Annotated in this window: 7 protein-coding genes; all 7 read left to right on the top strand. The window is 65.6% G+C overall.

The features are described 5' to 3' along the window. Positions 1–24: 24 nt before the first annotated feature. The 7 genes from N0B28_RS13795 to N0B28_RS13765 all read left to right on the top strand — a co-directional run bounded on the left by N0B28_RS13795 (position 25) and on the right by N0B28_RS13765 (position 12,627). Complete coding sequence (locus N0B28_RS13795) at positions 25–1,227, top strand: amino acid aminotransferase (RefSeq protein WP_043861431.1); 1,203 nt, start codon at positions 25–27, stop codon at positions 1,225–1,227. 228 nt (positions 1,228–1,455) lie between these two features. Beyond that, the gene (locus N0B28_RS13790; RefSeq protein WP_043861432.1) at positions 1,456–2,733 is read left to right on the top strand and encodes a serine/threonine transporter; all 1,278 of its coding nucleotides are present in this window, start codon (positions 1,456–1,458) and stop codon (positions 2,731–2,733) included. A gap of 152 nt (positions 2,734–2,885) precedes the next feature. Then, positions 2,886–3,386 carry a thiol peroxidase gene (gene tpx, locus N0B28_RS13785; protein WP_043861433.1) on the top strand — a complete coding sequence of 167 codons (501 nt, stop codon included), beginning with the start codon at positions 2,886–2,888 and terminating at the stop codon, positions 3,384–3,386. A 256-nt stretch (positions 3,387–3,642) separates the two neighbouring features. After that, positions 3,643–4,929: an MdtA/MuxA family multidrug efflux RND transporter periplasmic adaptor subunit gene (locus N0B28_RS13780; protein ID WP_275726771.1), complete on the top strand. Its 1,287-nt coding sequence runs from the start codon at positions 3,643–3,645 to the stop codon at positions 4,927–4,929. Next, the gene (locus N0B28_RS13775; RefSeq protein ID WP_258658688.1) at positions 4,926–8,024 is read left to right on the top strand and encodes an MdtB/MuxB family multidrug efflux RND transporter permease subunit; all 3,099 of its coding nucleotides are present in this window, start codon (positions 4,926–4,928) and stop codon (positions 8,022–8,024) included. The genes N0B28_RS13780 and N0B28_RS13775 overlap by 4 nt, the downstream gene beginning before the upstream one ends. Beyond that, positions 8,021–11,128: an efflux RND transporter permease subunit gene (locus N0B28_RS13770; RefSeq protein ID WP_043861436.1), complete on the top strand. Its 3,108-nt coding sequence runs from the start codon at positions 8,021–8,023 to the stop codon at positions 11,126–11,128. Before N0B28_RS13775 ends, N0B28_RS13770 begins: the two co-directional genes overlap by 4 nt. Next, positions 11,125–12,627, top strand: coding sequence for an efflux transporter outer membrane subunit (locus N0B28_RS13765; protein WP_116054217.1), 1,503 nt, complete (start codon positions 11,125–11,127; stop codon positions 12,625–12,627). The genes N0B28_RS13770 and N0B28_RS13765 overlap by 4 nt, the downstream gene beginning before the upstream one ends. Positions 12,628–12,705: the final 78 nt, after the last annotated feature.

Genomic DNA, 12,705 nt, shown 5'->3' with positions numbered 1-12,705 from the left:
CCCAGACCCAAGGAGCTGCACGCTGTGTTCAAACATGTCGATGCCTATGCCGGCGATCCGATTCTCTCCCTGATGGAGACCTTCAAGGCCGATCCGCGTGCCAACAAGGTCAACCTGAGCATCGGCCTGTATTACGACGCCGCCGGTGTGGTGCCACAGCTGGCGGCAGTGGGCGAGGCGGAAAAACGCCTGGCCGACCAGCCCCACGAAGCCTCGCTGTACCTGCCGATGGAAGGCCTGGGCAGCTACCGCCAGGCGATCCAGGCGCTGCTGTTCGGCGCCGATCACCCGGCCGTGGGTGGCGCACGTGTGGCCACCGTGCAGACCGTGGGCGGCTCGGGTGCGCTGAAGGTCGGTGCCGACTTCCTCAAGCGCTACTTCGCCGACTCGCAGGTTTGGGTCAGCGACCCGACCTGGGACAACCACCGCGCGATCTTCGAAGGCGCCGGGTTCAAGGTCAACACCTACCCGTACTTCGACCCGGCCACCCGTGGCCTGGACTTCGACGGCATGCTCGCCACCCTGCAGACCCTGCCGGCCAACAGCATCGTGCTGCTGCACCCGTGCTGCCACAACCCGACCGGGGTCGACCTGAACCAGGCGCAATGGCAGCAGGTGATCGAGGTGGTCAAGGCGCGCGAGCTGATTCCGTTCCTCGACATCGCCTACCAGGGCTTCGGTGAAGGCCTGGACGCCGACGCCTACGCCATTCGCGAGTTTGCCCGCGCCGGCGTGCCGTGCCTGGTCAGCAACTCGTTCTCCAAGATCTTCTCGCTGTATGGCGAGCGGGTTGGCGGCCTGTCGGTGGTCTGTGACGACAGCGCCACCGCGCAGAGCGTGCTGGGCCAGCTCAAGGCGACCGTGCGCCGCAACTACTCCAGCCCGCCCAACTTCGGTGCACAACTGGTTGCGACGGTGCTTGGCGATGCCGGCCTGAACGCCCAGTGGCAGGCTGAAGTGGAGGGGATGCGCCTGCGTATCCTGGACATGCGCCAGGCGCTGGTGGATGCACTGGCTGTGCTGCTGCCGGGTCAGAACTTCGACTTCTTCCTGAGCCAGCGCGGCATGTTCAGCTACACCGGCTTCAGCGTGGAGCAGGTGCGCCGGCTGCGTGACGAGTTCGGCGTGTACCTGATCGACAGCGGCCGGGTGTGCATGTCGGGCGTGCGCCCGGACAACCTGCAGCAGGTGGCCGAGGCGTTCGCGGCGGTGCACAAGACCGCATAACGGCCAGTCGCGGCTCAAGCCCGCTCCCACACGTACAGTGATGGCCTTGTGGGGGCGGCCTTGACCGGCGCTGCGTTGCCGGCAGGTGCAACCACTCCTCGGCAAGGGCTTTGCAAGTGCAACCAAAGCGCGCACAATCGCGCCCCTCTTTTACAGCTGGGGTGCGCCGATGCGTCTGTTTGGCCACTCCCAGCGATGTTGCAGTCTTGCGAGCGGAGTTGCACCCGGATGAATGAGCAGGCCCCGAGCGTTGATCAACGCTTCGAATCGACCCCCGCCGCCCTAGGTAGCTGGGCCCGGCAGGACACCACCTGGATGCTGGGCCTGTTCGGTACCGCCATCGGTGCCGGCACGCTGTTCCTGCCAATCAACGCCGGCCTCGGCGGCTTCTGGCCGCTGCTGATCCTCGCGCTGCTGGCCTTCCCGATGACCTACTACGCACACCGTGGCCTGACCCGCTTCGTGCTCTCGGGGCGTGACGGTGCCGACATCACCGAAGTGGTGGAGGAGCATTTCGGCCTCAGCGCCGGCGCCTGCATCACCTTGCTGTACTTCCTTGCCATCTTCCCCATCCTGCTGATCTACAGCGTGGCCCTGACCAACACGGTCAGCAGCTTCATGGAGCATCAACTGCACATGGCGCCGCCGCCGCGGGTGCTGCTGTCGTTCGTGCTGATCCTGGGCCTGCTGGTCATCGTGCGCTGCGGCGAGCAGGCCACCGTCAAGGTCATGAGCCTGCTGGTGTACCCCTTCATCGTGGCCCTGGCATTGCTGGCGGTGTTCCTGATACCGCACTGGAACGGCGGCATCCTCACGACCGCCACCGAGCTGCCATCGGGGTCGGCATTCGTGCACACCCTGTGGCTGGCGATTCCGGTGATGGTGTTCTCGTTCAACCACTCGCCGATCATTTCGGCCTTTGCCGTGGACCAGAAACGCCGCTACGGCGAGCACGCCGACGAGCGCAGCGGGCAGATCCTGCGGCGCGCGCACCTGTTGATGGTGGCGATGGTGATGTTCTTCGTGTTCAGCTGCGTGCTCACCCTGAACCCGGCGCAACTGGCCGAGGCCAAGGCGCAGAACCTGTCGATCCTGTCGTACCTGGCCAACCACTTCAGCAACCCGACCATCGAGTTCGCTGCACCGCTGATTGCCTTCATCGCCATCGCCAAGTCGTTCCTGGGCCATTACATCGGTGCCAGCGAAGGCCTCAAGGGCCTGGTGCTCAAGACGGGCAAGCGGCCGGGCGCCAAGGCCCTGGACCGGTTCACCGCAGCCTTCATGCTGGTGATCTGCTGGGTGGTGGCCACGCTCAACCCCAGCATCCTGAGCATGATCGAGTCGTTCGGCGGCCCGGTGATCGCGGCGATCCTGTTCCTGATGCCGATGTACGCCATCCGCCGCGTGCCGGCGATGCGCAAGTACAGTGGCGCGCTGTCCAACGTGTTCGTGGTCGTGGTGGGCCTGGTGGCCATCAGCGCCATCGTCTACTCGCTGGTCGGCTGAGGCCGGGGGCGGGCAGGGGTGCACACCCTTGCTCGCTCTTTGTCCACAAAAACTCTCTGGATATTCAACAATTTATCGCTGCCCCATAGGTGTCGGGGCACTTTCATGCTTAACTCTGGTCCTTTACTCACCCCCGCATAAGGACTTCTTTCATGGCTCAAGTGACTCTCAAAGGCAACCCGGTTCAGGTCAACGGCGAACTGCCGAAAGTCGGTGCCCAGGCACCTGCGTTTTCCCTGGTGGCGGGCGACCTGTCCGACGTGACCCTGGCTTCCTTCGCCGGCAAGCGTAAAGTGCTGAACATCTTCCCGAGCGTCGACACCCCGACCTGCGCCACCTCGGTGCGCCAGTTCAACGCCAAGGCCAACGAACTGGCCAACACCGTGGTACTGTGCATCTCGGCCGACCTGCCGTTCGCCCAGGCACGCTTCTGCGGCGCCGAAGGCCTGGAAAACGTCAAAAACCTGTCCACCCTGCGTGGTGCCGAATTCATCCAGAACTACGGCGTGGCCATCGCCGACGGCCCGCTCAAGGGCCTGACTGCCCGTGCAGTCGTGGTACTGGACGAAAACGACAAGGTGCTGCACGCCGAACTGGTCAAGGAAATCGCCGAAGAGCCGAACTACGACGCGGCGCTGGCGGTATTGAAGTAACGCATTCAGGCACCGCGAGTTTTCATGCACCGCATGGATGCCTTCGCTGGCAAGCCAGCTCCCACAGGGGGGCGGTGCTGAAATAGAAAGGTTATTTGAAAAAAGTTGTAACGGCCTGGCCTTAGCCCAGGCCGTTTTTATTTATAGTTCAGCACTTTGCCAACGTCAGCTCTAGGTAAATAGCCGGTAAAGGCGCTTTGCTAAAACCGCTCTACTGCTTATCGTTCAGCCTCCTCAAGAGAAGTCTTTCCGCACAATGGCCGATCAACCGATGCAAACCGCCCGTCCTCGTCACTCCCGTCGCTGGCTGCTGAGCCTGCTGGTCCTGCTGCTGATTGCCGGCCTGTGCTGGGTATTCTGGCCTTCATCGCCGGCGAACAAGGCCCCGGGCGCAGGCAAGCCGGGGGGCGGGCGGCCAGGTTTCGGCGCGTTCGGCGGGCCGGTACCGGTGCGTGTGGCGCCGGCCACCGTGGGCGACTTCCCGCTGTACTACAAGGCCCTGGGCACCGTGACCGCGACCAACACGGTCAACGTGCGCAGCCGCGTGGGCGGCGAGCTGGTCAAGATCAACTTCAAGGAAGGCCAGCGGGTCAAGGCCGGCGACCTGCTGGCAGAGATCGACCCGCGCAGCTACCAGATCGCCCTGCAGCAGGCCGAAGGCACCCTGGCACAGAACCAGGCGCAGCTGAAAAACGCCCAGATCGACCTTGAGCGCTACAAGGGCCTGTTCGCCGAAGACAGCATCGCCAAGCAGACCCTCGATACCCAGGCCGCGCTGGTAGCCCAGTACCAGGGCACCATCAAGACCAACCAGGCGGCGGTGGGCGATGCCAGGCTCAACCTCGACTTCACCAGGATTCGTGCCCCCATCAGCGGGCGCCTGGGCCTGCGCCAGCTGGACGTCGGCAACCTGGTGGCGGCCAACGACACCACGGCACTGGTGGTGATCACCCAGACCCAGCCGATCACCGTGGTCTTCACCCTGCCGGAAACCGAGCTGAGCACCGTGCTGTCGCGCTACCGCAGCGGGGCCCAGCTGCCGGTGCAGGCGTGGGACCGCGGCGACACCCAGCAGCTCTCGGTGGGCGTGCTGAGCAGCCTGGACAACCAGATCGACACCACCACCGGCACCCTGAAGTTCAAGGCCGGGTTCGAAAACCAGGATGAAATGCTGTTCCCCAACCAGTTCGTCAACGTGCGCCTGCTGGCCGATACCTTGAAGGACGTGGTGCTGGCGCCATCGGCCGCGATGCAGTTCGGCACCAACGGCACCTTCGCCTACGTGATGGACGGCGACAACAAGGTGACCATCCGCAGCCTCAAGCTCGGCGCCAGCGACGGCGACCTCACGGTGGTCAAGGAAGGCCTGGCCAAGGGCGAGCGCGTGGTGCTCGAAGGCACCGACCGCCTGCGTGACGGCAGCGAGGTGGAAGTGGTCAACGACAGCATCGACGTGCCCGCCACCCCAGGCCAGCACCTGCAGGGCCAGGACAAGAAAGACCTCTCGGCCACGCCGGGCGAGCAGGGCAAGGCTGGCGCATGAACCTTTCGCGGCTGTTCATCCTGCGCCCGGTCGCCACCACGCTGAGCATGCTTGCCATCGTGCTGGCCGGCCTGATCGCCTACACGTTGCTGCCCGTGGCGGCCTTGCCCCAGGTCGATTACCCGACCATCCGGGTCATCACCCTGTACCCCGGTGCCAGCCCGCAGGTGATGACCAGCGCGGTCACCGCGCCGCTGGAGCGCCAGTTCGGGCAGATGCCCGGGCTTACCCAGATGGCCTCGACCAGTTCGGGCGGTGCCTCGGTACTGACCCTGCGCTTCAGCCTCGAAATGAACATGGACGTCGCCGAGCAGCAGGTGCAGGCGGCGATCAACGCGGCCAGCAACCTGTTGCCCAGCGACCTGCCGGCGCCGCCGGTGTACAACAAGGTCAACCCGGCCGATACCCCGGTACTGACCCTGGCCATCACCAGCAAGACCATGCTGCTGCCCAAGCTCAACGACCTGGTCGACACGCGCATGGCGCAGAAGATCGCACAGATCAGCGGTGTGGGCATGGTCAGCATCGCCGGTGGCCAGCGCCAGGCGGTACGCATCAAGGTCAACCCTGACGCGCTGGCCTCGGCCGGGCTGAACCTGGCCGACGTGCGCACCCTGATCGGCGCCTCCAACGTCAACCAGCCCAAGGGCAACTTCGACGGCCCCACGCGGGTCTCGATGCTCGACGCCAACGACCAGCTGCGCTCCCCCGAGGAATACGCCAACCTGATCCTGGCCTACAAGAACGGTGCGCCGCTGCGCCTGAAGGACGTTGCCGAGATCGTCGATGGCGCCGAGAACGAGCGCCTGGCGGCCTGGGCCAACCAGAGCCAGGCAGTGCTGCTGAACATCCAGCGCCAGCCTGGGGCCAACGTCATCGAGGTGGTCGACCGGATCAAGGCGCTGCTGCCGTCGATCACCGACAACCTGCCGGCGGGGCTGGACGTGGTGGTGCTCACCGACCGCACCCAGACCATCCGTGCTTCGGTCAAGGATGTGCAGCACGAGCTGCTGATCGCCATCGTGCTGGTGGTGCTGGTGACCTTCCTGTTCCTGCGCCGGGCCAGCGCCACCCTCATCCCGTCGATCGCCGTGCCACTGTCGCTGATCGGCACCTTCGGCGTGATGTACCTGGCCGGGTTCTCGATCAACAACCTCACGCTGATGGCCCTGACCATCGCCACCGGCTTCGTGGTGGACGATGCCATCGTGATGCTGGAGAACATCTCGCGGCATATCGAGGAGGGCGAGACGCCGATGCAGGCCGCGCTCAAGGGCGCCCGGCAGATCGGCTTCACCCTGATCTCGCTGACCTTCTCGCTGATCGCGGTACTGATCCCGCTGCTGTTCATGGCCGACGTGGTGGGACGATTGTTCCGCGAGTTCGCCATCACCCTGGCGGTGGCGATCCTGATCTCGCTGGTGGTGTCGCTGACCCTCACGCCGATGATGTGCGCGCGCCTGCTCAAGCGCGAGCCCAGGGAAGAGGAACAGGGGCGCTTCTACCGCGCCAGCGGTGCCTGGATCGACTGGATGATCGCCCACTATGGTCGCGGCCTGCAGTGGGTGCTGTGCCACCAGCCGCTGACTCTGCTGGTGGCGGTGGCGACCCTGGGCCTGACCGTGCTGCTGTACCTGGCAGTGCCCAAGGGCTTTTTCCCGGTGCAGGACACCGGGGTGATCCAGGGTATTTCCGAAGCCCCGCAATCGATCTCGTTCGCCGCCATGAGCCAGCGCCAGCAGGAACTGAGCGCGGTGATCCTGCAAGACCCGGCCGTGCAGAGCCTGTCGTCGTACATCGGCGTCGACGGCGACAACGCCACGCTCAACAGCGGCCGGTTGCTGATCAACCTCAAGCCCCACGGCGAGCGCGACATCACTGCCTCGCAGGTCATCACCCGTTTGCAACCGCAACTGGACAAGCTGGTGGGCATTCGCCTGTTCATGCAGCCGGTGCAGGACCTGAGCATCGAAGACCGCGTCAGCCGCACCCAGTACCAGTTCAGCCTGTCGTCGCCGGATGCCGACCTGCTCGCGCAGTGGAGCGGCAAGCTGGTGGATGCGTTGCATGATCGCCCCGAGCTGACCGATGTGGCCAGCGACCTGCAGGACAAGGGCCTGCAGGTGTTTCTGGTGATCGACCGCGACGCCGCCAGCCGTCTGGGCATCAACGTGTCGGAAATCACCAACGCGCTGTACGACGCCTTCGGCCAGCGCCAGATCTCCACCATCTATACCCAGGCCAGCCAGTACCGCGTGGTGCTGCAGGCCGCTGCGGCGGCCGACCTTGGGCCCAGGGTGCTCGACCAGATCTACGTCAAGACCACCGATGGCGCGCAGGTGCGCCTGTCGAGCCTGGCCCACGTGGAGCAGCGCCAGGCGCAACTGGCCATTGCCCACATCGGCCAGTTCCCGGCGGTGATGATGTCGTTCAACCTGGCCGAAGGCGTGTCGCTGGGCGAGGGCGTCAAGGTCATCGAACAGGTGCAGCAGCAGATCGGCATGCCGCTGGGCGTGCAGACCCGCTTCCAGGGCGCGGCCGAAGCCTTCCAGGCGTCGCTGTCGAGCACCCTGCTGCTGATTCTGGCGGCGGTGGTGACCATGTACATCGTGCTCGGCGTGCTCTACGAGAGCTACATCCACCCGGTGACCATCCTTTCGACCCTGCCCTCGGCCGCAGTGGGCGCACTGCTGGCCTTGATGATCAGTGGCAACGACCTGGGCATGATCGCGATCATCGGCATCATCCTGCTGATCGGTATCGTCAAGAAGAACGCGATCATGATGATCGACTTTGCCCTGGAGGCCGAACGCAACCAGGGCATGGACCCGCAGACGGCGATCTACCAGGCGGCGCTGCTGCGCTTCCGGCCGATCCTGATGACCACCCTGGCGGCGCTGTTCGGGGCCATCCCGCTGATGCTCGCCACCGGCTCGGGTGCCGAGCTGCGCCAGCCGCTGGGCCTGGTGATGGTGGGCGGGCTGCTGGTGAGCCAGGTGCTGACGCTGTTCACCACGCCGGTGATCTACCTGTACTTCGACCGCCTGGCGCGTCGCTGGCGCCGTCAGCCTGACCCGCAACAGGCCGACGCATGAACCTCTCCGGCCCGTTTATCCGTCGCCCGGTGGCGACCATGCTGCTGAGCCTGGCCATCATGCTGCTGGGCGGGGTCAGCTTCGGCCTGCTGCCGGTGGCGCCGCTGCCGCAGATGGACTTCCCGGTGATCGTGGTGTCGGCCAGCCTGCCCGGGGCCAGCCCCGAGGTGATGGCCTCCACCGTGGCAACCCCGCTGGAACGCTCGCTGGGCAGCATCGCCGGGGTCAACACCCTGACCAGCCGTTCCAGCCAGGGCTCCACGCGGGTGATCCTGGGCTTCGACATGGGGCGCGACATCGATGGCGCCGCACGCGAGGTGCAGGCGGCCATCAATGCCACGCGCAACCTGCTGCCCAGCGGCATGAAGAGCATGCCCACCTACAACAAGTTCAACCCGGCCCAGGCACCGATCATGGTGCTGTCGCTGACCTCCGATGTGCTGCAGAAGGGCCAGCTCTACGACCTGGCCTCCACCATCCTGTCCCAGAGCCTGTCCCAGGTGCCGGGTGTGGGCGAGGTGCAGATCGGCGGCAGTTCGCTGCCGGCGGTGCGTATCGAGCTGGAGCCGCAACTGCTCAACCAGTACGGCGTGAGCCTGGACGATGTGCGCCAGACCATCGCCAACGCCAACGTGCGCCGGCCCAAGGGCTTCATCGAGGACACCCAGCGCAGCTGGCAGGTACAGGCCAACGATCAACTGGAGAAAGCCAAGGACTACGGCCCGCTGGTGATTCGCTACCAGGACGGCTCGGTGCTGCGCCTGAGCCACGTGGCCAAGGTCACCGATGGCGTGGAGAACCGCTACAACAGCGGTTTCTTCAACGACAAGGACGCGGTGCTGCTGGTGATCAACCGCCAGACCGGCGCCAACATCATCAAGACCATCGAGAGCATCAAGGAGCAGTTGCCGGCGTTGCAGGACCTGATGCCGGCCAGCGTGCAACTGAACGTGGCCATGGACCGCTCGCCGGTGATCAAGGCCACCCTCAAGGAGGCCGAACACACGCTGCTGATCGCCGTGGCGCTGGTGATCCTGGTGGTGTTCCTGTTCCTGGGCAACCTGCGCGCCTCGCTGATCCCGACCCTGGCGGTGCCGGTGTCGCTGGTGGGCACCTTCGCGGTGATGTACCTGTGCGGGTTCTCGCTCAACAACCTGTCGCTGATGGCGCTGATTCTCGCCACCGGGCTGGTGGTGGACGACGCCATCGTGGTGCTGGAGAACATCTCGCGGCATATCGACGAAGGCGTCGCGCCGCTGGCCGCGGCCTTCCTCGGCGCCAAGGAGGTGGGCTTCACGCTGCTGGCGATGAACGCCTCGCTGGTGGCGGTGTTCGTCTCGATCCTGTTCATGGGCGGCATCGTCGAGTCGTTGTTCCGCGAGTTCTCCATCACCCTGGCGGCGGCCATCCTGGTGTCGCTGGTGGTGTCGCTGACGCTCACGCCGATGCTCTGCGCGCGCTGGCTCAAACCTCACGCCCCCGGCGAGCAGACCCGCCTGCAGCGCTGGAGCGAGCGTCTCAACCAGCGCATGATGGCCGGCTACGACCGCAGCCTGGGCTGGGCGCTGCGCCATCGCCGCCTGACCCTGCTGAGCCTGCTGGTGACCATCGTGGTCAACGTGGCGCTGTACGTGGTGGTGCCCAAGACCCTGATGCCGCAGCAGGACACCGGCCAGCTGATGGGCTTTGTGCGGGGTGACGACGGGCTGTCGTTCGCGGTGATGCAGCCGAAGATGGAAATCTACCGGCGCGCCTTGCTCAAGGACCCGGCCGTGCAGAGCGTGGCCGGCTTCATCGGCGGCAACAGCGGCATCAACAACGCCATGGTGCTGGTGCGCCTCAAGCCGATCAAGGAGCGCAAGGAGTCGGCGCAGAAGATCATCGAGCGCCTGCGCAAGGAGATGCCCAAGGTACCCGGCGGGCGGCTGTTCCTGATGGCCGACCAGGACCTGCAGTTTGGCGGTGGCCGCGAGCAGAGCAGCTCGCAGTTTCTCTACACCCTGCAAAGTGGCGAGCTGACGGCGTTGCGCGAGTGGTACCCGAAGGTGGTGGCGGCGTTCAAGGCGCTGCCGGAGCTGACGGCCATCGACGCCCGCGAAGGCAGCGGCACCCAGCAGGTGACCCTGGTGGTCGATCGCGAGCAGGCCAAGCGCCTGGGCATCGACATGAACATGGTCACCGCCGTGCTCAACAACGCCTACAGCCAGCGCCAGATCTCGACCATCTACGACAGCCTCAACCAGTACCAGGTGGTGATGGAGGTCAACCCCAAGTATGCGCAGGACCCGCGCACCCTGGAGCAGGTCCAGGTGATCACCGCCGACGGCGCGCGCGTGCCGCTGTCGACCTTTGCCCATTACGAGAACAGCCTGGCCGAGGACCGTGTCAGCCACGAGGGGCAGTTCGCCTCCGAGGACATCTCGTTCGACCTCGCAGAAGGCGTCAGCCAGGACGTGGCGCTGGCCGCGGTGGAGCGTGCGGTGGCCAAGGTCGGCCTGCCCGAGGACGTGATCGCCAAGCTTGGCGGTACCGGCGATGCCTTCACCAAGAGCCAGGAGGGCCAGCCCTGGATGATCCTCGGCGCCTTGCTGGCGGTGTACCTGGTGCTGGGGATTCTGTATGAAAGCTACATTCACCCGCTGACCATCCTCTCGACCCTGCCGTCGGCCGGGGTAGGGGCGCTGCTGACGCTGTACGTGGTCGGCAGCGAATTCAGCCTGATCTCGCTGCTGGGGCTGTTCCTGCTGATCGGGGTGGTGAAGAAGAACGCGATTCTGATGATCGACCTGGCCCTGCAGCTGGAGCGCCATGAAGGGCTGAGCCCGCAGGAGTCGATTCGTCGAGCCTGCCTGCTGCGTCTGCGGCCGATCCTGATGACCACCCTGGCGGCGATCCTGGGCGCCTTGCCGTTGCTGCTGAGCACCGCCGAGGGCGCCGAGATGCGCCAGCCGCTGGGCCTGACCATCATTGGCGGGCTGGTGTTCAGCCAGATCCTCACGCTTTACACCACTCCGGTGGTCTACCTCTATCTGGACCGCCTGCGCCATCGCTTCAATCACTGGCGTGGCGTGCGTACCGACGCTGCTTTGGAAACCCCGCTATGACCCGACCTGCCGATGTTTGTCCACCTTCCCTGCAGCGCGTGCTGGCGGCCCGTGGTTCGCGCCTGCTGACCTCGGCCCTGTGCCTGGCGATGCTCAGCGCCTGTACCCTGAGCCCCGACTACCACCGGCCGCAGGCGCCGGAGCCGGTGGCGTTCAAGTACGCCGAGGGCTGGACCCAGGCCAACCCGTCCGACGCCCTGGCGCGCGGCGCCTGGTGGGAGCTGTACGGCGATGCGCAGCTCAACGGTCTGGTCGAGCAGCTCAATGCCAACAACCAGACGGTGGCCCAGTACGAGGCGCAATACCGCCAGGCCCAGACCCTGGTGCGCAGCGCCCGGGCTTCGCTGTTTCCCAGCCTCGACCTGAGCGCCGGCAAGACCCGCTCCAGCCAGGGCACCGGCAGCAGCAGTTCGAGCCTGAGCAACAACAGCAGCGGTATCCGCGACACGTACAGCGCCCAGCTGGGCGTGAGCTGGGAAGCCGACCTGTGGGGCAAGCTGCGTGAGGGCCTGAACGCCAACGAGGCGAGTGCCGAGGCGAGCCTGGCGGACCTGGCGGCGATACGCCTGAGCCTGCAGTCGGAGCTGGTGCAGAACTACCTGCAGCTGCGTGTGATCGACGAGCAGAAGCGCCTGCTCGAGGCCACGCTGGCGGCCTATCAGCGTTCGCTGACCATGACCCAGAACCAGTATCGCGCCGGGGTTTCGGGAAAGGACGCGGTGGCCCAGGCACAGACCCAGCTCAAGAGCACCCAGGCCGACCTGATCGACCTGATCTGGCAGCGGGCGCAGTTCGAGAATGCGATTGCCGTGCTGATGGGCAAGGCGCCGGCCGAATTTGCCCTGGCGCCGAGCACCACCATACCGGCCTTGCCGCAGATCCCGCTGGCGCTGCCGTCGCAGCTGCTGGAGCGCCGCCCCGACATTGCCTCGGCCGAGCGCAAGGTGATGGCGGCCAACGCCAATATCGGCGTGGCGCGGGCGGCGTACTTCCCGGACCTGACCCTGAGCATGAGCGGTGGCTACAGCAGTAGCAGCTTCAGCGACTGGATCAGCTTGCCGAACCGATTCTGGTCGGTGGGGCCGCAGTTGGCCGTGACCCTGTTCGATGCCGGCAAGCGCTCGGCCGAGGTCGACCGTACCAAGGCCGTGTACGACCAGACTGTGGCGCAGTACCGTCAGAGCGTGCTGGATGGCTTCCAGGAGGTGGAAAACTACCTGGTGCAGTTGAAGGTGTATGCCGATGAGGCGCAGGTGCGCGATGAGGCGCTGGCGTCGGCGCGCGAGTCGCTGCGCCTGACCGAGAACCAGTACAAGGCGGGCCTGATCGGGTATCTGGACGTGGTGAACGTGCAGACCACCGCGTTGAGCAATGAACGCAGCGTGCTGAACCTGCTGCAGGGCAGGCTGGTGGCCAGCGTGCAGTTGATTGCGGCGTTGGGGGGCGGCTGGGAGGCAGCCAGCCTTGCTGCTGAAGAGCGTACCGCGACCGACAGGTAGTGTGCGTCGAGGCGTTCGCCGGCAAGGCCGGCGCCTACAGGCCGCGGTGTGATTGTAGGGGCCAGCCTTGCTGGCGAA

The organism is Pseudomonas sp. SD17-1, from assembly GCF_029201585.1.
GTDB lineage: Bacteria > Pseudomonadota > Gammaproteobacteria > Pseudomonadales > Pseudomonadaceae > Aquipseudomonas > Aquipseudomonas palmensis.
This window is presented reverse-complemented; position numbering and strand designations above follow the sequence as displayed.

Coding starts and splice junctions, on each gene's coding strand:
- N0B28_RS13765 (WP_116054217.1), top strand. CDS start 11,125: ATGACCCGACCTGCCGATGTTTGTCCACCTTCCCTGCAGCGCGTGCTG.
- N0B28_RS13780 (WP_275726771.1), top strand. CDS start 3,643: ATGGCCGATCAACCGATGCAAACCGCCCGTCCTCGTCACTCCCGTCGC.
- N0B28_RS13775 (WP_258658688.1), top strand. CDS start 4,926: ATGAACCTTTCGCGGCTGTTCATCCTGCGCCCGGTCGCCACCACGCTG.
- N0B28_RS13790 (WP_043861432.1), top strand. CDS start 1,456: ATGAATGAGCAGGCCCCGAGCGTTGATCAACGCTTCGAATCGACCCCC.
- N0B28_RS13770 (WP_043861436.1), top strand. CDS start 8,021: ATGAACCTCTCCGGCCCGTTTATCCGTCGCCCGGTGGCGACCATGCTG.
- tpx (WP_043861433.1), top strand. CDS start 2,886: ATGGCTCAAGTGACTCTCAAAGGCAACCCGGTTCAGGTCAACGGCGAA.